Source organism: Stenotrophomonas maltophilia, assembly GCF_001274595.1.
GTDB lineage: Bacteria > Pseudomonadota > Gammaproteobacteria > Xanthomonadales > Xanthomonadaceae > Stenotrophomonas > Stenotrophomonas forensis.
Window position 1 is genome coordinate 2,152,620 of the sequence record NZ_CP011010.1, and the last position, 20,155, is coordinate 2,172,774.

Consider the following 20,155-nt stretch of genomic DNA (forward strand, 5'->3'; position numbering starts at 1 on the left):
TTTCTGTGAGGTCAGCGGACCTCGGTCACCAGGGTCGGCAGTTCCCAGGTTCCACCGGGCACGCCGCGGCACAGGCCTGCTGCGATTTCGGAGGTCGCGACGAAGGCAGTGCCAGTCCAGGTCCAGGTGCTTTGCGAGATGCAGTCGCCCAGTCCGCGGCCCTTCTGCGCGGCGATGATCTGCCCATCGTCATAGTCGATCGCATCACTGGTCACCCACTGCGGTTGGAACGGGGCCTTCGGGCGGGCCACCCAGTAGCCGTCGCCGGTGTTGTAGGCCGCGCGCCAGCAGGGCACGTTGACCAGCACGTGCTGCGCGTCCAGGCGACGTATCTCCAGTGCCGAGTTGCTCAGCGGGATATCGGCATCGGCCTCCAGCAGGCCCTCGCAGCTGTTGTCCTTCAGCGTGGCACGCAGCGCGGCGCGCAGCGCGGGCGAGGCCGCCAGTTGCGCGAAGGCCGGGTCATCCGGAATCGAATCGGCAGTCGGTGCGCTGTGCACGACGGGCACCGGCAGCGCGGCCGGAACGCTGGCTTCGGGCGTGCTGCCCTTGCGCATCACGGCACCGGGCGTGCCGAGGCGGCCCTGGTACTCGTCGATCTTCAGCAGGACTGCGGCAGCGCCCTTGTCCGACAACGCCCAACGTTGACCGGTGGCATCGCTCACGCTGATTCCACCGTCGCGCGCCAGTGCGGACAACAGTGCGGCGGTCTGCGCGGCACTCAGGGTATAGGTGCCTTCGCCCTGGTCCGGTACCAGCACACCCAGGTCCTGCTGCCGGACATGCAGGCGCAGCGCGCCGGCGGGCCGGGCCTGGCCCTCATCCGGCTGCAGCGAAAGACGGCCCTGCATGGCCTGGTTGGCGCCGCCCTTGCGGGTCAGCAGCACGCTGAGCGTGCTCTGCTCGTCGGCGGCGTAGCCGGCGGCGCGGCAGGTGCGGGTGTTGTCACAGGCCACCACCCAATCGTGGTGCTGGAAGTACAGACGGCTGGAGGGTGCCCCGGCGTTCGCAGCGGGCGGGGTGACCAAGGCCAGCAGGGCAAAGGGCAGGAACTGACGCATGGGCATCCATACACATGGGCGGGGCCACAGAGTGCCCAGCCAGGACCGTCAGCGCCAGCCTGAATGGCTGCGCTGTGCTCTCCGTATTTGTGACGTGGTTCGCGCTGCCGTGAAAATCCTTAATGAATTCATCTCCTTATCCAGCGGTGATTGCGTCAAAAAGCTGGCACATGGCACAGGTCAATGGCAAAGTCGGGCCACGACCAACATGGGACGACGGAACGCCCGATGTACGCCGAATCACTGCTTCCCGGCGCCACGCTGCAGCGCCTGCACCAGGACCGACGCCTGATCCGCGTCGAAACCGCTTTGGATCCGGACACGTTCCTGGTCAAGCGCTTCGACGGCGCCGAATCGGTGTCCGCGCCGTTTGCGTACCGCATCGATCTGCTCTCGATCCAGCCGCGACTGGAGCTGAAACAGCTGGTCGGGCAACCGCTGCGGCTGCAGCTCGGCGATGAGTTCGGCAACCGCAGCGTGCATGGTTACGTGCGCGAGTTCGCCAGCACCGGGCAGCAGGCGCAGTTCAGCGCCTATCGTGCCGAGCTGGCGCCGTGGTTCGCCTTCCTCGACTACACCTGCAACTGCCGCATCTTCCAGGACCGGAACGTGCTGCAGATCATCGAGGAAGTCTTCGAGGGCTATGCGCAGCTGGCCAGGTTCCGCTACGACCTCAATGCCGGCAAGCTGGCGCCGCTGCCGTATTGCGTGCAGTACAACGAATCGGACTTCGCCTTCGTCAGCCGCCTGCTGGAAGATGCCGGCCTGTACTACAGCTTCGTCCACGACGAAGAAGGCCATGAGATGGTGATCAGCGACGATTCGACGCTGAGCACTGCCCATGGCGAGCCGCAGCCGATCGCGTTTGTTTCCGACCAGGGCACCCTGGCCAGCACGGGCCTGCATCGCTGGGGGGCGCGGCGCCGGGTCGGGCCGAGCGTGCAGACGCTGCGCAGCTTCGACTTCAAGCAGCCGGGCGAACGGCTGGATGGCAACCAGGGCAACCAGGTGCCGCTGGGCCTGCTGCCGCCGTTGGAGCAGTACCGCTACGACGGTGCCGCGCGCTTCATGAACAGCCGCATCGGTACGGCGCTGGCTGCGGTGCGCAACGAGGAAGTGACCTGGCCGACCAAGCTGTTCGAGTGTGCGGGCAATGCCGGCGAGATGGAGGCCGGCGGCTGCTTTGATCTGGAACGGCATCCGGACTTCATCGGCCGCGACGACACCGATCGCAGCTTCTTCGTGGTCAGCATGCAGCGCGAAGGCCACAATAATTTTGCCGCCGATTTCGGCAGTGCAGAAGCGCCCAGTGTGGAAGTGCAGGCCGAAGTGCTGCGGCGGCGCATCCCGTACCGCCCGCTGCGGCTCACCCCCTGGCCGCGCATGCCGGGCCCGCAGACCGCCACCGTGGTCGGCCCGCCGGGCGAGGAACTGCACGCCGACCGCTATGGCCGGGTGAAGGTGCAGTTCCATTGGGACCGCCAACTGGACCGTCGCGAGAACGCCTCGTGCTGGATCCGCAGTGCCAGCCCCTGGGCCGGCGCGGACATGGGCGGCGTGTCGCCGCCGCGCGTGGGCCAGGAAGTGATCGTCGACTTCCTCGACGGTGATCCGGACCGGCCGATCATCACCGGCCGCGTCTACAACGAAGACAACATGCCGCCGTTCGGCATGGAGGTCAGCGGCCTGAAGTCGAAGACGGTCAAGGGCGCGGGCTGGAATGAAATCACCATGCACGATGGCGCCGGCGGCGAGCTGCTGAACATGCGCGCCCAGCGTGACATGGTCACCACCGTGCTCAACGACCAGAACGCCAGCATCAAGAACAACAAGTCGACTACGGTGGCGGTCAACCACACCATGGGCGTCGGCGCCAACCAGGACATCAGTGTCGGCGGCAACCGCGGCATCACCGTGACCGGCACCGATACGCTGGGTGTCAGCGGCACCCGTACCACCAATGTGACCGGCGCGGTGACCGAGAAGTACGAGACCGGCGAAACCAAGACGATTGCCGCCGCTGGCTACACCGAAACCATCACCGGTGATTTCAAGACCACGCTGACCGGCAACTACACCAGCCAGCGCACCGGCACCTGGACCGAGACCGTCACCTCCACCTCCAGTCGCACCGTCGGTGGGCTGGTCACCGAGACCCTGCAGGCCGCGCGTGAAGTGACGATCACCGGGCAGGACAAGCGCAAGGTGCAGGGCAAGGTCGACGACAGCAACGTCGGCGAGCGCGTCATCGATGTCACCGGCAACTTCAGCCAGGATGCCAGTGGCACCCACAGCCAGGGCTCGGACGGCGCAATGAGCCTGGAGTCGGCGGTCAAGCTCACCAGCAAGGTCGGCGGTTCGGTCATCGAGATCACCGACAGCGCGATCAAGATCACCGCCGGTGGTTCGGAAGTGGTGATCGACGCCGGTGGTGTATCGGTCAACGGCAGCGAGATCAAGCTCAACTGCTGAGCCGCAAGGGAGAAGCACGATGCAGGACACCCCCATGCTGCGCGGCCTGAACGCACTGCGCGATGCCTGGCTGGAGGCCAGCGCCGACGGCAGCCGGCGGCTGCTGGTCTGGCGCCTGCCTGCGGCGGCGAGCCGTTTGCTGGCCGCATTCTTCGAAATGCAGCGCAACGATGCCGGAGGCGATACGCCGGACTACTTCCCGCGCATCGATACCGCCTACGAACTGGGCTTCCGCTACAGCCGGCAGCTCAAGCAGGACCTTCTGGACCGCTATCTGGCCAGCCAGGAAGATCTGCGCGCCCAGCAGGTGCCGCTCGGCTGGCGCGGCCCGCATGAAGGGCATCCGGACAGCGCACAGGGTGTGGTCGAGGTGCTGGAGAGTTTCATCGATCACCACGGCGAACATCTGCGCCTGCTGGCGGCGGTGCTGGAGCCGGAGCGCAGCGTGCCCGGCGAAGGTTTCGAGCGCTGGGTGGACGCCGCGCTGGCCGCCGGCCCCGGCCCACGCCTGCGCCTGGTGCTGGTGGATACCGACGAGGATCCGCGCTGGCAGTCGTTGCTGGAACGGCACGGCAGGATCGCGCGCGTGGTCAGTGCGCCGGTCGACATGTTCGGCATCGCCCGCGATACCGCCGCGCAGTCTGGCGGCCGCGGCCCGGAAGTGCTGTACCGGCAGCTGCTGGCCGACCTGATGCTGCTGCTCGAACGCGGCAGCCCCTCGCAGGTGGTGGCCCGCGCTGAGCGCGCACAGGGGCTGGCGCAGCGCCATGGCTGGCAGGACCAGCAATCGGTGGTGCAGATGATGGTCGCTGGTGCGTGGTTGAAGCACGGCGACCACGGGCAGGCCATCAACAGCTACCGGCAGGCGCGCAGTGCGGCCGAGGGCGCACGCATGAGCGGCAACCCTGCTGCACCGGAACTGGTGATGCAGAGCTGGTTTGGCGAGGCAGGCTGCTGGCTGGCCGCCAAGCAGCCGGAGCGCGCCGCGCAGACCTATCTGCAGGCATCGACGTCGGCAGCGAGCATTCCGCACCCGATGTTCGCGCTGGAAGGCCAGCGCATGGCCGGCTGGTGCCAGTTGCAGGCCGGCCAGCGCGAGGCTGCGCGAACTCAGCTGCTGGAGGCGATCCGCATCGCCAAGCCGCTGGCGCCGGCCGACCGCAAGGCCACTACGTTGCCACAGGCACTGTGGGACCTGCTGCAACTGCAGGATGCGCGCCGCTGCGAATCGCTGCAGCAGGTGGCCGCCGATTACCTGCAGGCCAGCACCGGCCTGCTGGAAAAGGCCGACGCGCAGGGGCGTGCGCTGGGCCCGCGGCCGGTGCGGCCGGCACTGGATGCCATCGACGCGGAGCTGGATGCTGCGCTGGAACGCGGCTTCCACCGCGCCCAACAGGAGCGCGAGCGGCTGATCCAGGGCGGCGACGAATTTTTCCGCAAGATCGTGGCCGTGGGCCGCGACTTCCTCGACCCGGGCTGGAACGGCCTGCCGGCCATCGAACACCCGCTCGATCACGAGATACCGGTGTGGAGCGAGCCGCCGGCGATGCAGCCGTTGCCCGATCCCAGTGGCCTGCTGCAGGCGTCCGTGGCGGCGCCTGCCGGGCCTGCCGTTACAGGAGTGGCTGTTGCATGAAGTCGAACAAGACCGTGGTGATGCTGGTGGCCATCGTGCTGGGCATCATCGTCGTGACCTGGATCAGCGCCGAGTACCGTGACGAAGTAAAGGCGTTCCTACGCGCGTTGTTCCGCGCCTTGTAAAGCAACAGGGAGTGTTGCCGTGAGCATCGCCGCCAAGCATTTCGATCCGCAGCTGGGCATCGACATCCACATGTACGCGGTGCCACCGTGCCCGCTGCCGACGCCGCACATCGGCCTGGTGCTGGATCCGTTCGATTACATCCCGTTCATCGGCTCGACCATCAAGGTCAACGGCGTTCACCGCGGCACCGCCGGGACCGGCGGCCTGGACATCCACATTCCGCTGGGGGTGTGGGGCCCGCCGCTGGCGGCGCCGATGGGGCCGCAGTTCGACGGCGAAGAAATCTTCATGGGCAGCCGCACGGTGTCGGCCGACGGCGAACCGTTCTCGCGGCTGGCGATGCCGGTGCTCGACTGCAACCTGGCCGGCATGATCAATCCGTTCCGGATGAAGAAGCCGAAGAAGCCGCTACGCGCGATGTCGTTGCCGACCGGCTTGAACGTAGCCATTCCGACCAGTGTCAAGGTGGGAGGACCGCCGACGGTGTCATGGACCGCGCTGGCGTTCCGCGCCGCATTCGCCGGGCTGGGCAAGCTGCGCAAGAGTGCGTTCTTCCGCAAGAAGATGGATGCGTTCGCCAACTGGCGGCGCGGCAAGTGGGGCCATCTGCCCTCCGGCTTCCTGAAGTGCAAGGTGCTGCGTGCCGAGCCGGTGGATATCCGCGATGGCAGCGTGGTGGTCAGCCACCAGGACTTCGACATCCCGGGGCGGCTTTCCTTCGCCTGGCAGCGCAGTTATGGCTCGCGCCGCGCGGGCGAACCCGGCCTGTGCGGCGCGGGCTGGCAGACGCCGGCCGACATTCGCCTGGAACTACTGGACGACGGCAGCGTGTGGTTGTCCGGCCCGGACCAGGCCGCGTTCTTCCCCGAGCTGCCGCCCGCTGAAGGCGAGGCCGGCGCGATCCTCGATTTCGTCGATGGCGCGCGCCTGCTGCGTCGGCGCGGGCAGTGGCTGGTGCGCTTCAAGAGCGGCCTGAAGTACGTGTTTGGCGGCGAACTGCCGGCAGGCGTGAGCGCACTGCCGAATCCACAATCCTGGCCGATCGAGCGCATCGAGGACGCGCACGGCAACCACTGGCGGTTCGAGCGTCGCGATGGCCACCTGGTGCGCATCGTCGAAAGCGGTATCGGCGACCTGCAGGGCCGTTTCATCGAAGTGGAGGCGCGCCACGGTCACATCGATCGCATGGCGCTGCATGACCCGGCCACCGGCCTGGTGCATCCGCTGGTGAGCTATCGCTACAGCGCCGACGGCGATCTGCTGGCGGCGGTGGACGCGCTTGGAGCGCCGCGCACCTTCGCTTACGAGCAGCACCGCTTGGTGCGGCACACCGACCGCGTTGGCCTGTCATTCCATTACGCGTTCGACGTGCAGGGCAGGGTGGTGCATTCGTGGGGCGACGGTGGCCTGTACGACTACCACTTCGAGTACGACTCGCTGCTGCGCGAGACCCGGGTGACCGACTCGCTCGGCCATCTGAGCGTGGTCAAGTTCGACGAGAACCAGCTGCCGCTGTGCGAGATCGATCCGCTCGATGGCGTGACGCTGTTCGAGTACGACGATTTCGGGCGGACCGTGGCGGTGACCGACCCGGAAGGGCTGCGCACGGCGTTTGCCTATGATGCGCATGGCAACCTGGTCTGCCTGACCCGCGCCGATGGCACGTCGATCCAGATGGAGTATGACCTGGACGACCATATGGTGTCGCTGCGCACGCCGGATGGCGTCGACTGGCAGCAGGCATACGATGGCCAAGGCCTGCTGGTCAGCCAGACCGATCCATTGGGTGCAACCACCCGCTTCGAGTACGACCCTCAAGGCCAGTTGCAGTCGCAGACCAGCGCGCGCGATGCGGTCACACGCCTACGCTATGACCGTCATGGGCTGGTGGCTGCCGTCATTGATGCGCTCGGCCATGAGAGCCGCTTCGAGCACGATCCGCTCGGTAACCTGCTGCGCCAGGTGGATCCGTTGGGGCAGGCCAGTCGCTACGAGTACGACGCCAAGGGGCGGCTGTTGGCCACTGTTGGTCCGGACGGCAGCGGTGTGCGCTGCGAATACGATGCCGAAGACCAACTGCTGCGCTATACCGATGAAGCAGGCGCGCAGACGCGGCTGCAGTACGTGGGCATCGGCCAGATCGGCAAGCGCGTGCAGGCCGATGGCCACAGCGTGGAGTACCGCTACGACACCGAAGAGCAGCTGGTTGCGGTCATCAACCAGCGCGGCGAAACCTACCAGCTGGTGCGCGATGCGCTGGGCCGCATCGTCGAGGAAGTGGACTACTGGGGGCAATCACGGCGTTACAGCTACGATGCTGCCGGGCGACTGACGGCGACCCTGGATCCGCTGGGCCAGCGCATCGCCTTTACCACCGACAAGCTTGGGCGCATCACCCGCAAGACGCTGCCGGATGTGCGCCATCCTGGTCAGCAGGTACAGGAACACTTCGTCTACGACGTGCAGGGACAGATTGTCGAGCTGCGCAATGCGGCGCGTACGGTGAAGCGCCGTTACGACCCGCTGGGGCAATTGCTGGAGGAACTGCAGGACGGGTTCCGGGTGGGCTACGCCTATGATGAAGTGGGCAACCGCGTGCTGCGCGAGACCGCTGCCGGCAATCGGGTGGCGTTCGGCTACGACCTGCGCGACCAGACCGTATCGGTGGCCATCAACGACGAATCGCCGATCTCGATGGAGCGCGACGCGCTGGGCCGCACCACGCGCGAGCAGCTGAGCCCGCACTTACAGCGCGAGTTCACCTACGACAGCCGTAACCTGCTGACCTCGCAGTCGGTACTGAAGGACGCTGCGCCGCTGTTCGAGACTCGCTACGACTATGACCGCAGTGGCAACCTGACCTGCCGCAGCGACAGCACGCAAGGCGTGGACGAGTACCGCTACGACGCTATCGGGCGCCTGCTGCAGCACATCGACCCGAAGGGCAAGGTCGAGCGCTACTTCAACGATCCCGCCGGTGATCGGCTGCGCACCGAAGTGAAACAGGTCCAGGCGCGCAAGGTAGTGGGCGGCGACGATGACGACCTGGCCACCTGGACGCGCGAAGGCATCTATCAGGGCGTGCACTACGTGTTCGACCGGGCGGGTGATCTTGTGCACAAGGGCGCACCGCAAGGAGATGCGCCTGATGACCTGACGTTGATCTGGGATGCCAACCATCGGTTGGCGGAGAGCCGCCGCAACGGGCAATCAACGTACTACGGCTATGACCCGCTGGGACGGCGGGTTTTCAAGCGTAACCCGACGCAGACAACGTGGTTCTTCTGGGATGGTGATGCGCTGCTGGGTGAGGTGCAGCAGGCCAACGACGCCGAAGAGGCGGCGCCGGTGTGGGTTGGTAATGTGGCCAGCCTGGTGGAGATGAGACGGCGGCAGCGGCGGTTGGAAAAGCTGCATGTGCGGGTGCGGGAGTATGTGTACTACCCCGGGACGTTTGTGCCGTTGGCCGGGCTTCTGCCGACAACCACAAGAACGAGCAACTGCGCGCCTCCGATAGAGAGTTCCGCCACTGCACGCATCCCGGAAAAGCTCGCGTCTGCAAGTCCTCTCGGCTCTCCGGCCAAGGCGACGGACCTTGCTGCTACACGGGCATCTGGCGTCGAGAAGGTTGGGGGTATGGGTCGGTTGGGAATGTCAACATTGGGAGGGCGAACCGAAGCCCCAACTCCTGTGCTCTCAGCTGCGGGCTCACTTCCAGGTAGAGAGGCTGCGCTTCTTGCCACCAGGAGTGCTTCTCAGCCAGCCCAATCGGTTGATGGGTCTCAGGGAGTCGTTGCCTCGCCGGAAGATCGGAGCCTCTTGGAAGGACGCAGCAAGGTTCATTTCTATGGCACTGAACTGAGTGGCGCACCAAACCGTGCAATAGACAGCGCGGGAAATGTACTTTGGACTATTCGCTATGGAGGGTGGGGCGCTGAAGAGCACACGGAGGTCGGGAGCTTCGAATTCAACGTAAGGCTGCAAGGCCAGTATCGTGATGAAGAGACTGGGCTCTGCCACAATCGGAACAGGTACTTCGATCCTCGCGTTGGGAGCTTCATCTCGCAGGATCCCCTGGGTTTGGATGCAGGCCCTGGCATCTATGAGTTTTCCTACAACTCCCAGACCTACTGCGACCCGCTGGGGCTTTCGTATAGCAGGACGACGGCGAGCGACGGACGCACGGTCTATCAGAACGATGATCTCTTCAATCCTGATCGCAAGGTGAGATGGACGGACCAAGCAACGGGTGAGTACAAGTACGGCACCAACCTGGAGCGTATGGCGGAGGGATATGCTCCAATCGGTAAGGATGGGAGGCCCGTGCAGCTGCACCACTTGACCATGACAGAGGCACCTGGCATGAACGGTCGCAGGGGATCTCTCGCTGAAATAAAGGAGTCGACGCATCAGAAGTACACATCGATTCTCCATATTCCGTTCCCGCGCAATCCAAACAATAGAAGACAGACGCTACCGCGGTATCCCAGCTTCCGAATGAATGCAGATGGCACTCCGTCCGTCCTGTCTGGGCAGTTCGATGCCTTCCGGACGTCGTACTGGAAGGCTAGGGCCGCCGCTATAATTGCATGCAGGCAATGAGGGTTAGAGCATGTTTGAACGTCTTGATGACATGATCGCTGGATCAGCGCGCGTAAGGGTGTTTCCTGGCCGTGCTGTTTCACCGGAGCTTACAGAGGATGCAGAGAGGGAGCTTGGGTTGGCTCTGCCCGTTTCCTACAAGGCTTGGCTTGGCGAGTTTGGCAACCTTTTTGTAGGTCCAGATCCAGTTTTCGGTCTAGCAGAGGCAGAGAATCGTGACGTGGCTGATGACGATCTGGTCTACAACGCTCGCTTGGTCGAGGAGAACGGGTTTCCTCCCGTAGGACTGATTCCAATTTTCGTTCCGGACTCGGACGAAGCTTTCTACTTCGATACACGTGAAGGATTGAAGGATGGGGAGTATCCAATTCTGCGGTACGACTACAATACCGGGGAGTTCGAGTTTTCTTCGCCATCATTCTTCGACTTCCTGATGGAACTCGTTCGTCACGCAGGGTAGCGAGGCTCCTGCTCTCTAGCTCCTCGCCTTGCCTTGTCCGCTACCTCTCGCGTTGCGCAACCCGGCGCGTACGGTGAAGCGCCGACGTGACCCGCTGTCGTTGCCACTCGGTGGGTAGTGCCGCTGAGCACGGTCTGATCAGAACGTGCTACATCTCACGCGTGTTCGACGGGGAAGTGCCCGGGTCGCTGCGTATTGCTCGGCGAGATGAAGGGTTTCATGTCGTCATTCCGAGTCCCCGACATCAGGCCCGGATCACCTCCCTTACAACGATTGGAGGGGGCTTCGCATTGGTTGTGATGATGGAGTAAGGGTGGCAAGACTGCTTTCCCATCCTCAGCCGCTCTTGGCGTTCTTCACTAGTATGGTTGACGAATTGCCGGCGGCTGCGGGTGGATGAGGACAGCTCATCTGGTTTGTGGTCGCATTGAGATCTTCGTCAGGTGCGTTGTTCACGAATCTATTGGACGGGGAACTCCTGGTCTTGGGGACTACACGTGACTGGAAATTGGTTCTCGCGCCTCTACGATGCGGGTTCGCTGAAAGTGAGTGCCAAGGTGCTTGGCGACTTTGGATTTGATCCTTTGTCCCGCGATCTGATGTTGCAGCCCGGGTTGCCGTCAAGACCTCCTCGCGAAGTACCCGTTGTGCAGTTCGAGGCGCCCATGAGTTCGTAAACGGTCGCCTTTCGAGCTTCCTTGGCTTTCTGGAGTCGTATGAGGTATTTCAAGCGCCGGCGAAATCAAGCGATTCCAAACTGGCTGTCTACTTTCAGGCAGAAACGCAGGCCAGGCTTGAGGCGTTCAAGCGAGGCGAGCTTCACATGCGTCAGCAGCTCGAAGACGGCCTGATCTGAAGTTGCGCTGTGCGGGTCAGAATCTCGAGGCAGCCGCCCCACCCAACCCCATTTGCCCCAGCCACGCGTTGAACCGTCCAACCTCCCGCTGGAGCAGTCCGATGCCCCTCGTCCGCCGCGTGATTCCATCCGTACTGGCCCTGCTGCTCTGCGCTGTCGCCGGTGTTGCCCAGGCGCAGTCCACCAAGGCCGTCCGGCCCGTCCGGTCGGTGCCGCTACTGCAGGTCGCGGGCGCCGAGCAGCCCATCGCGCTGCGCCAGGCCCGCATCGAAAGCGACATCCAAGCCGGCATCGCCCAGACCCGCATCACCCTGGAATTCCATAACCCGAACCGGCGCGTGCTGGAAGGGGAGTTGCAGTTCCCGTTGGCCGAGGGCCAGCAGATCACCGGGTTTGCCCTGGATATCGGCAGCGAACTGCGCGAGGCGGTGCCGGTGCCCAAGGACCGCGGCCGCCAGGTCTTCGAGGAGATCGCCCGCCGTGGCGTCGACCCCGGCCTGCTGGAGCAGACGGCGGGCAACCAGTTCCGCCTGCGCATCTACCCGTTGCCGGCCGGTGGCAGTCGCCGCGTGCAGCTGGTACTGCGCGAGCCGCTGGCCTTCTCGGGCCAGGGCTGGCGGTGGACGCTGCCGCTGCAGTTCGCCGCCGGTGCTGCCTCCGTTGCAGTGAAGGTGCAGGCGCCAGGGGCGATGGCCGCAGGTACCGCACCGTTCCAGATCACGGCGGGCCAGCTGCAATGGCAGGGCCGCGGCGCGCAGCTGCCGGCACAGCTGCAATGGACGCTGCCGGCCGAACGCAAGCCGCTGGTGCAGGTGGCGCCGTGGCAGGACGGCCACTATCTGCTGGCGCAGCTGCCGGTGCCGGTCAGCGGTACTCCCCGCACGCCGTCGAGCGAAGTCGGCCTGCTGTGGGACGGTTCGGGTTCCTCCGGCCAGCGCGACCGCGCGCGTGAGTTCGCGCTGCTGGATCGCTACTTCGCCGCGATGGGCAATGGCACGGTCGCGCTGACCGTGCTGCGCGACCGTGCCGAGCCGGTGCGCCGCTTCCGTATCCGCGCAGGCAACTGGAGCGAGCTGCGCGCGGCTTTGCAGGCGGTGCGCCCGGACGGTGCCAGTGCGCTGGCCCAGTGGCAACCGCAGCCGAGCGTGAAGGAGTACCTGCTGATCAGCGACGGCCTGCTGACCTACGGCCCGGAACAGCTGCCGGCGATGGCGCCGGAGCAGCGCCTGTTCGCGGTCAGCAGTGCCGGCGCACGTACCGATGCAGTGCGCTTGCGTGGCTGGAGCGAAGCGCATGGCGGCCGCTTCGTCGCGCTCGGCAAGGATGTCGACGCCGCTGCGCGTGAGCTGCTGTCCTTGCCGCTGGACGTGCAGATCGATGCGGGGCGTGGCGTGCAGGACGTGGTGATTGATCGTCGCAGCGAAGCCGAAGGCTGGCTGTGGCTGCATGCCCGGCTGGCGGCTGACGGTGTGCCGATGCGGGTCCGTGTCGGTGCCGGTGATTGGCAGGCATTGCCAGCAACACAGAAAAGCGATGATGGTGAATTGCTTGCGGGGCTGTGGGCACAGGCACGCCTGCAACAGCTGGCCGCCGATCGTCGTGGCAATCGCGAGGAAATGCAGCGCCTGTCGCAGCAGTTCGGGCTGGTCGGGCCGGATGCCTCGCTGATCGTGCTGGAGACGCTGGAGGACTACCTGCGCTATGCGATCCGTCCGTCCGGAAAGCTGCGCGCCGAGTATGACGCCCGCTTCGCGCGGCAGGTGAGCGACCGTGCCGCTGCCGATCGCGAGCGTCTGAACGAGGTTGCTGAACGTTGGAAGGAGCGCCAGCAATGGTGGAGCCGCAGCTGGCCGAAGGATGCGCCGCCGCAGTTGAAGGGCAGGGCACTGGAAGTGGCGTCCGCGGATTACGCGATGGAATCGGCGCCGGTGGCGATGTTGGCTGCGCCTGCACCGGCGGCCCCGCCTGCACCGATGGCGGCCGCGGCCGAGCAGCGCAGAGAGGCAGGCAGCGCACGCGCGCGTCGCTCCGTGTCCGCGGCGAACCAGGCGCTCGACGCGGTGGTGGTCACCGGTTCGGCCATCGATCAAGCGGGGCCCGCCAACGAGGGCGAGCTCGGCATCCAGCTGGCCGCATGGCAGCCGGATTCAGCCATTGCCCGCCGCCTGCGCCTGGGGCCGTCCTCGCAGCTGTACAACCGCTACCTGGCCGAGCGCGATGCGCATGCCGACAGCAGCGCGTTCTTCCTCGATGTGGCCGATCTGCTGTTGGAGCAGGGCCAGCGCGAGCTGGCGCTGCGCGTGCTGTCGAACCTGGCCGAGATGGACCTGGACAACCGCCACCTGCTGCGCGTTCTCGGCTATCGGTTGATGCAGGCCGACGCCCCGGCACTGGCGGTGCCGGTGTTCGAACAGGTGCTGGCGATGGGCCAGGAAGAACCGCAGAGTTTCCGTGACCTCGGCCTGGCGCTGGCCGCCGCCGGCAAGCCGCAGCAGGCGCTGGCGCCGCTGTACCAGGTGGTGGTGCGGCCGTGGGACAACCGTTTCGATGGTATTGCGCTGATCGCGCTGGACGAATTGACCAACCTGGTATCACGCAGCCGCCCGGTGCTGGACACCACGGGCATCGACCCGCGCCTGCTGCAGGCGATGCCGCTGGACCTGCGCGTGGTGCTGGCCTGGGATGCCGATAACAGCGACATGGACCTGTGGGTGACCGACCCGAACGGCGAGCGCGCGTACTATGGCAACCGCCTGACCTACCAGGGCGGGCAGATGTCGCAGGACTTCACCGGTGGCTACGGCCCGGAGCAGTTCTCGCTGCGCAACGCCAGGCCCGGCAGGTACAAGGTGGAGGCGAACTACTTCGGCAGCCGCCAGCAGCTGGTGACCGGTGCGACCACCCTGATGCTGCGCCTGACCACGCACTGGGGCACGCCGAAGCAGAAGGACCAGATGGTCACGATGCGGCTGAAGGACCGCGCCGAGACCGTGCTGGTGGGTGAGTTCACGGTGGAATGAGTCACCCAGGGTCGATGCGGAGCCGAGCAGGGGCTCGGCTCTATGAGGCCGCCGTCGCGGCGTGTACGGTCGGCAATGATCGTGGCTCGGCACGCAGGCCGAACAGCGGCCGCAGCCAGCGCACGCGACGGATCAGCAGCTCGTGGATCAGCAGGCAGCCGCCCACGGTGCCGCCGAGCAGCAGCGCCGGCTCGGTCCACGCGCCAAGCTGCAGCGGCTTGAGCCAGAACAACAGCGCGATGATCAGGCTCTGGTGCAGCATGTACCAGGGATAGATCGCCTCGGTGCAGTACGGCAGCCAGCGGAACGGGCGGTCGAGGAAGACCTTGCCCCAGCCGAGGATGGCCAGCAGCGCGGTCCAGACGTACAGCGACTGGCTGGTCCGGACCTGCAGGTCCCAGAAAGGAGCGGGCCACTGACGCAGCGGCGAGTCGGCCGGCAGCACCTGGCCGAGGATGCGCAGGCCCATGTACCAGCCGACTGCGGCAAGCGCCAGCCACAGCATGGTGCGGCGCAGGGCGACCACTCGATCCCAGAACACGGGCTCGCGGCCAAACAGGTAGCCGGCGAGGAACACCGTCGCGTACTTCGCGTGCTGGTACCAGTCGCCGAGCAGGGCATTGGTGGACGGGTAGATCGGCTCCAGCCAGACCACCCAGGCCAGCAGCAGCACGAACGGAATGCCGATCAACAGCGTGGGCGATGCGGCAACACGGGCCACGGTCCTGCGCACCCCGGGCCTGCCCAGCACCGGCATCAGCAGGGCCAGCGCCAGTGTGTAGTTCCACAGGTAGGCCAGGTACCACAGGTGGTTCCAGGTGATGCCGTACTGCCAGCCGGCAAAACTGCCTTCCGGCCACGGCCGCACCTGCCAGTAGCGCAGCAGGAAGGCGCCGAAGCCCGGTGCGACATGGCCGTTGGCCACACCTTCGCAGTAGGGTTGGATCGGCACGATGATGAACATGCCGAACAGCAGCGGCAGCAGCAGCCGCCACGTGCGCAGGCCTGCAAAGCGCAGCACCCTGCCTTCCGGCCGCATCAACGCGATGGCGATGCCCGAGATCAGGAACAGCAGCGACATCCGCCAGCGGTTGACGAACACCATCGGCCACTGCAGCCATTCGGCGGTATGTACGCTCTTGAGGTGGAAGCCCCAGTCGTCCACGTAGGCCATGCCGGTGTGGTAGAGGATCAACAGGGCGAAGGCGAACACCCGCAGGGCGTCGATGTCGTGGCGTCGGTTCATGGGCAGGCCGGGCAGGGAGGTCAGGCCACGGTGAGCGCCGCCACGCGCCGTGACCATGGCGCTGGGCCCGCCGGTACCGCCCAAGTGACCAATGGCGGGCGGCGGGGGACCAGTGGAGCCGCTACCCTCGGCCCCTTGAGGCACGCTGGAGCACCGCAACGAGATGGATGCAGCAATGGCACAGGGGCGCCCGCCGCGCTGGCGTACGTCAACCCGCATTCTGGTATGGACCGCGATCCTGTCAGTTTCAGCGGTGAGCAATGCGCTGGTGGAGGTGATGGACGCAGGGCGCCGGGGCGCGGATCTGGGCCTGTGGGAGCCACTGATCTGGGAGTTCAGCAGCCTGAGCCTGATCCTGGCGACCCTGCCGCTGCTGTGGTGGGGGTGCGAGCGCTGGCCCCTGCATGCCGATACCTGGCGCCGGCGGTTGCCGCTGTACCTGCTGGCCAGCGTAGGCTGGTCGCTGATTCACGTGGTGGGAATGATGCTGGTCCGGCACCTGGCCTACGCGGCAGTGGGCTATCGCTACCAGGACGATGCCGGCTGGCTGGAGCGCTTTGCCTACGAATACCTGAAGGATGTGCGTACGTTTGCGCTGTTCGTGGCGCTGGAGCACCTGGCCAGCTGGCTTGGGCGGCGGCGCCAGGGCGAGGCGAGCCTGCTGGCCGAGCCTGACGTTGGCGTCCCGGTGGAGCCGGTCGAGCGTCCGCAGCACTTCCTGGTACGCAAGCTGGGCAAGGAGTTCCTGGTGGCCACCGAAGACGTGGAATATGCCCAGGCGGCAGGCAACTACGTGAACCTCCACGTGCGTGGCCATGACTATCCGCTGCGGATCACCATGGCCGTGCTGGAGCAGCGCCTGGACCCGGGCGTGTTTCTACGCCCGCATCGCAGCTGGATGATCAATCGCGGCCACTTGCGCTCGATCGAGCCACTGGAGGGCGGCGAGGCGCTGCTCCACATGGCTGATGGCGTCAAAGTGCCGTGCAGTAGACGACAGCTGCCCCAACTCCGGCTCGACCTGGCGGGCGGGTGAGCGGGCGGGCCCTGCGGCCCGCCCGCGGACAACTTACTTCTTGTCCTTCTTGATCATCGCGTCGATGCGCGCAGCGCGGGCTTCCGAGCCCGGGTGCGAGGACATCAGGCCGCCTTCGCTGGACAGCTTGCGGAACATGCTGGCCAGTGCCGCCGGGTCGTAGCTGTGGCGCTTCATGAACTGGTAGCCGTACTCGTCCGCCGCGCTCTCTTCCTTCTGCGAGAACTGCGCGTTGACGAAGCCTTCGGCCAGTTCGCCCAGCTGGCCCTGGCTGAGCTGGGTCAGGTTGCCATTGCCCGAGGCGGCCAGGCCCTCGCGGCCAGCCGAGGCGAGCAGGGCCGTGCGCATCTTGGTCTTGCTGTGCCCCAGCTTCACGTGGCCGATTTCGTGGCCGATCACGCCACGCACTTCGTCGTCGCTGGCCATGTCCATCAGGCCGGTGTAGACGCGCACGCAGCCGTTGGCCATCGCCCAGGCGTTGACGTCGGCGGTGCGGTAGACCTTGAAGTTCAGGTTCAGGCCGTCCTCGTTGGCCAGGCCCTGGGTGATCTTGGCCAGGCGCTGGGCATAGGGATCATTGCCGGCAACCACCTGGTTGTCCTTGTCCATGTAGGTGCAGGCCTGGTCGGCGGCGGCCGAGACCTCGGCGTCGGACAGGGTCAGCGCCTTGCCGGCCTTCATGCCGGTGCTGGTCAGGCCCTTCAGGTCGATGGCCGAGGCATTGGCGGCCAGCAGGCAGGCGGCCAGGCAGAGGGTGGAACGCATGATCGTCATTGAATTGATGCTCCTTGGATGGGAATGGACCGCGCGTCCCCCTGTTCCCGCGGCGGTCGGGAAGTCTACCGGCATCGTGCAGGCCCGTGTCCAGGCGCGCGACCGCCGGGTTCGGGCCGCCTCGCCGCGGGCCGGGTGGCTGCGGTATCATTCGCAGTCATCTTTTGAATGCATGACCGCCGACATGATCGAACTGAATCCTGTCCGCCAGCGCATCACCGATCTGACCGATCGCGTGCTGTCGCTTCGGGGGTATCTTTGACTACGACGCCAAGAAAGAGCGTCTTGAAGAAGTAACGCGGGAGCTGGAAAGCCCCGACGTCTGGAACAACGCGGAGTACGCCCAGAACCTGGGCCGCGAGCGTTCCAGCCTGGAAAAGACCGTGGGCGGCATCGCCTCGGTACTGGACGGCCTGACCGACGCGACCGAACTGCTGGAGCTGGCCGAGTCCGAACAGGACGAGGACACCGCGCTGGCCGTGGTCGCCGACCTGGACAAACACCAGGCGCACGTCGAGAAGCTGGAATTCCAGCGCATGTTCTCCGGCGAGATGGACAATGCGGCGGCATTCGTCGACATCCAGGCTGGTGCAGGTGGTACCGAAGCCCAGGACTGGGCCGAGATCCTGCTGCGCATGTACCTGCGCTGGTGCGAATCGCGCGGCTGGAAGACCGAGCTGATGGAAGTCTCCGGCGGCGACGTTGCCGGTATCAAGTCGGCCACGCTGCGCGTGGAAGGCGACTATGCCTATGGCTGGCTGAAGACCGAGACCGGTGTGCACCGCCTGGTGCGCAAGTCGCCGTTCGACTCGGACAACCGCCGCCACACCAGCTTCACCTCGGTGTTCGTGTCGCCGGAAATCGATGACAACATCGACATCACCATCAATCCGGCCGACCTGCGTACCGATGTCTACCGTTCGTCCGGTGCCGGTGGCCAGCACGTCAACAAGACCGAGTCGGCGGTGCGTATCACCCACATCCCGACCAACATCGTCGTGGCCTGCCAGACCGGCCGCAGCCAGCACCAGAACCGCGACAACGCGATGAAGATGCTGGCCGCCAAGCTGTACGAGCTGGAAATCCAGAAGCGCAACGCCGAGAAGGACGCGGTGGAAGCCACCAAGTCCGACATCGGCTGGGGCAGCCAGATCCGCAACTACGTGCTTGACCAGAGCCGTATCAAGGACCTGCGTACCGGCATCGAGCGTTCGGACACGCAGAAGGTGCTCGACGGTGACCTGGACGAATTCGTCGAGGCCAGCCTGAAGGCCGGCCTGGCCGTGGGTTCCAAGCGCGTCGATGCCTGATCGACGCGCCTGCGCGGATATCATCGCCCTCGTGCGCAACGCCGAGGGTGGTTGAACCGGCTTTCTGTAGAGCCGAGCCGTGCTCGGCTGCTTTTCGCGAGCTAGCGGATGCGTCGAGCATGGCTCGACGCTACAAAGGGTAGGACGGGGCGATGATGCGCAGCGAAGCTGAACGCAAGGAACTTGGCGGCTTCCTCAAGGCCTGTCGCGCCCGTGTCGACCCCACCACGCTCGGCCTGCCGGCCGGGCGCCGGCGTACCCCGGGCCTGAAGCGCGAGGAAGTGGCGCTGGCGATCGGGGTCAGCGTCAGCTGGTACACATGGATCGAACAGGGGCGCGAAGTGCGCGCCTCGCCCGAGGTGCTGGAGCGCCTGGCGGAGGTGCTGCGCATGAGCGACGACGAGCGCGCCTATGCGTTCGCGCTGTCCGGCTATGGCGTGCCATTGGAGTCGCCGGACGAGAGCGTGACCGACGGCCTGCGCCAGCTGGTGGAGGCGATGCAGCCGATCCCGGCCTACGTGCGCAATACCCGTTTCGACATCCTGGCCTGGAACCCGGCCATCGCCGAGCTTTTCGTCGACTACAGCCAGTTGGCGCCGCATGAGCGCAACACGCTGCGGCTGATGTTCCTGTACCCGCCGTACCGCACGCTGATCCTCAACTGGGAAGAAATGACCCGCGGCCTGCTGGCAGGCTTCCGTGCGGCGATGGCGCAGGCGCCGGACAAGGCGCCGTTCCTGGCGCTGGTCGAGGATATCGCGGCGCACAGTGAAGAGTTTCGCCAGTGGTGGCCGGAGCACGACGTGCGCCGGTTCGACGAAGGTGCGAAGAAGCTGAACCATCCCACGCGCGGGTTGCTGGACCTGCAGTACGTGGCGCTGGTGCCGGAGAGCCGGCACGACCTTTCGCTGGTGACCTACCTGCCGCGGAAGTAGGGGGGGGCGGCAGGGCTTGCAGCCCTGCACCTGCAGAGGCCGAAGCAACTGCAACAGCAACAGCAACAGCAGGCTATCCGTGGGGGGGCGGGGCGGTGTCGGAGTGCGGGGACGCCGCAAGTACGTCCGTGTAGGCTTGGCAGCCGCATCCATGCGGCTGACACCCCGCACTCCGACACCGCCCCACCTCTGACAATTTCACGCGGCTGTTGGTAGGTGTCGACCTTGGTCGACACATCTGTCAGATATCGATATTCACGATGGGATCCGACCCCGTGCCGACCAAGGTCGGCACCCACCAACAGCAGCAGGAAACTGTCGAAGGCGGGGTGGGTCCGGTTGCGGGAGTGTCCGCGGCATGGATGCCGCGGCCAAGCCCCCAAGGACGGGTTTACGGCGTCTCCCGCAACCGGACCCACCCCGCCATCCCGCAGGAAACCAGCTTGTGCTGTTGCTTCGGCTGTTGCTGTTGCAGTTGCTTCGGCGGGTGCAGGGCGCAGCCCTGCCAAGAGCCCCCCCCCCCATTCAGGCAGGTAAGTGCAGGTCACAGGATAAGCAGACGCCTTGTTGCTGCCATCGAACAGGTCCACATTCCTGTGCAGGAGACGGGCCGCTGCCCGT

The 20,155-nt window shown here is 65.8% G+C and carries 13 protein-coding genes; 10 read left to right on the forward strand and 3 right to left on the reverse strand.

Going from position 1 to position 20,155, the window contains the following annotated elements; all coding sequences use genetic code 11:
- Positions 1 to 11: 11 nt before the first annotated feature.
- A complete protein-coding gene (locus tag VN11_RS10030) occupies positions 12 to 1,061 on the reverse strand; it encodes a DUF1176 domain-containing protein (protein WP_053449639.1) in 1,050 nt (349 codons plus the stop codon).
- 228 nt (positions 1,062 to 1,289) lie between these two features.
- Here VN11_RS10030 and VN11_RS10035 point away from each other — a divergent pair, with 228 nt between their 5' ends.
- The 6 genes from VN11_RS10035 to VN11_RS10055 all read left to right on the forward strand — a co-directional run bounded on the left by VN11_RS10035 (position 1,290) and on the right by VN11_RS10055 (position 14,233).
- Complete coding sequence (locus tag VN11_RS10035) at positions 1,290 to 3,533, forward strand: type VI secretion system Vgr family protein (RefSeq protein WP_053449640.1); 2,244 nt, start codon at positions 1,290 to 1,292, stop codon at positions 3,531 to 3,533.
- A gap of 19 nt (positions 3,534 to 3,552) precedes the next feature.
- Positions 3,553 to 5,169 (forward strand): hypothetical protein, encoded by a 1,617-nt coding sequence (locus VN11_RS10040; protein WP_053449641.1) that lies wholly within the window; start codon positions 3,553 to 3,555, stop codon positions 5,167 to 5,169.
- Positions 5,166 to 5,294 (forward strand): hypothetical protein, encoded by a 129-nt coding sequence (locus VN11_RS22840; RefSeq protein WP_006441023.1) that lies wholly within the window; start codon positions 5,166 to 5,168, stop codon positions 5,292 to 5,294. Before VN11_RS10040 ends, VN11_RS22840 begins: the two co-directional genes overlap by 4 nt.
- A 19-nt stretch (positions 5,295 to 5,313) precedes the next feature.
- Entirely contained in the window at positions 5,314 to 9,897 is a 4,584-nt protein-coding gene (locus tag VN11_RS10045) for an HNH/ENDO VII family nuclease (protein WP_080374906.1), read from the forward strand.
- Positions 9,898 to 9,907: 10 nt separating this feature from the next.
- Positions 9,908 to 10,357 carry an SMI1/KNR4 family protein gene (locus VN11_RS10050; RefSeq protein WP_053449642.1) on the forward strand — a complete coding sequence of 150 codons (450 nt, stop codon included), beginning with the start codon at positions 9,908 to 9,910 and terminating at the stop codon, positions 10,355 to 10,357.
- 957 nt (positions 10,358 to 11,314) lie between these two features.
- Complete coding sequence (locus VN11_RS10055; protein ID WP_053449643.1) at positions 11,315 to 14,233, forward strand: VIT domain-containing protein; 2,919 nt, start codon at positions 11,315 to 11,317, stop codon at positions 14,231 to 14,233.
- A gap of 40 nt (positions 14,234 to 14,273) precedes the next feature.
- On the opposite strand, the gene VN11_RS10060 is transcribed toward VN11_RS10055, so the two are convergent.
- A complete protein-coding gene (locus VN11_RS10060; protein ID WP_053451296.1) occupies positions 14,274 to 15,479 on the reverse strand; it encodes an acyltransferase family protein in 1,206 nt (401 codons plus the stop codon).
- Between the two features lie 175 nt (positions 15,480 to 15,654).
- Between VN11_RS10060 and VN11_RS10065 the strand changes: the two genes are divergently transcribed.
- The gene (locus VN11_RS10065) at positions 15,655 to 16,515 is read left to right on the forward strand and encodes a LytTR family DNA-binding domain-containing protein (RefSeq protein ID WP_053449644.1); all 861 of its coding nucleotides are present in this window, start codon (positions 15,655 to 15,657) and stop codon (positions 16,513 to 16,515) included.
- A 33-nt stretch (positions 16,516 to 16,548) separates the two neighbouring features.
- Here VN11_RS10065 and VN11_RS10070 read toward each other — a convergent pair whose 3' ends face one another.
- Positions 16,549 to 17,289 carry a M48 family metallopeptidase gene (locus tag VN11_RS10070; RefSeq protein ID WP_080374907.1) on the reverse strand — a complete coding sequence of 247 codons (741 nt, stop codon included), beginning with the start codon at positions 17,287 to 17,289 and terminating at the stop codon, positions 16,549 to 16,551.
- On the opposite strand from VN11_RS10070, the gene VN11_RS22520 reads away from it, so the two are divergent.
- From VN11_RS22520 to VN11_RS10080, 3 genes are all read left to right on the forward strand, one after another.
- Positions 17,279 to 17,551, forward strand: a complete 273-nt coding sequence (locus VN11_RS22520; protein WP_053510374.1) for a hypothetical protein — start codon at positions 17,279 to 17,281, stop codon at positions 17,549 to 17,551. The two genes, VN11_RS10070 and VN11_RS22520, sit on opposite strands and share 11 nt — an antisense overlap.
- A protein-coding gene (gene prfB / locus VN11_RS10075) for a peptide chain release factor 2 (protein ID WP_099551678.1) occupies positions 17,474 to 18,599 on the forward strand; the annotation gives its coding sequence in 2 pieces (ribosomal slippage) (positions 17,474 to 17,548 and positions 17,550 to 18,599; 1,125 coding nt in all). The genes VN11_RS22520 and prfB overlap by 78 nt, the downstream gene beginning before the upstream one ends.
- Before the next feature lie 152 nt (positions 18,600 to 18,751).
- Positions 18,752 to 19,534 (forward strand): helix-turn-helix transcriptional regulator, encoded by a 783-nt coding sequence (locus VN11_RS10080; RefSeq protein ID WP_053449645.1) that lies wholly within the window; start codon positions 18,752 to 18,754, stop codon positions 19,532 to 19,534.
- The last annotated feature ends 621 nt before the right edge of the window (positions 19,535 to 20,155 follow it).

Coding starts and splice junctions, on each gene's coding strand:
- VN11_RS10030 (WP_053449639.1), bottom strand. CDS start 1,061: ATGCGTCAGTTCCTGCCCTTTGCCCTGCTGGCCTTGGTCACCCCGCCC.
- VN11_RS10035 (WP_053449640.1), top strand. CDS start 1,290: ATGTACGCCGAATCACTGCTTCCCGGCGCCACGCTGCAGCGCCTGCAC.
- VN11_RS10040 (WP_053449641.1), top strand. CDS start 3,553: ATGCAGGACACCCCCATGCTGCGCGGCCTGAACGCACTGCGCGATGCC.
- VN11_RS22840 (WP_006441023.1), top strand. CDS start 5,166: ATGAAGTCGAACAAGACCGTGGTGATGCTGGTGGCCATCGTGCTGGGC.
- VN11_RS10050 (WP_053449642.1), top strand. CDS start 9,908: ATGTTTGAACGTCTTGATGACATGATCGCTGGATCAGCGCGCGTAAGG.
- VN11_RS10055 (WP_053449643.1), top strand. CDS start 11,315: ATGCCCCTCGTCCGCCGCGTGATTCCATCCGTACTGGCCCTGCTGCTC.
- VN11_RS10060 (WP_053451296.1), bottom strand. CDS start 15,479: ATGAACCGACGCCACGACATCGACGCCCTGCGGGTGTTCGCCTTCGCC.
- VN11_RS10065 (WP_053449644.1), top strand. CDS start 15,655: ATGGCACAGGGGCGCCCGCCGCGCTGGCGTACGTCAACCCGCATTCTG.
- VN11_RS22520 (WP_053510374.1), top strand. CDS start 17,279: ATGATCGTCATTGAATTGATGCTCCTTGGATGGGAATGGACCGCGCGT.
- VN11_RS10070 (WP_080374907.1), bottom strand. CDS start 17,289: ATGACGATCATGCGTTCCACCCTCTGCCTGGCCGCCTGCCTGCTGGCC.
- VN11_RS10080 (WP_053449645.1), top strand. CDS start 18,752: ATGATGCGCAGCGAAGCTGAACGCAAGGAACTTGGCGGCTTCCTCAAG.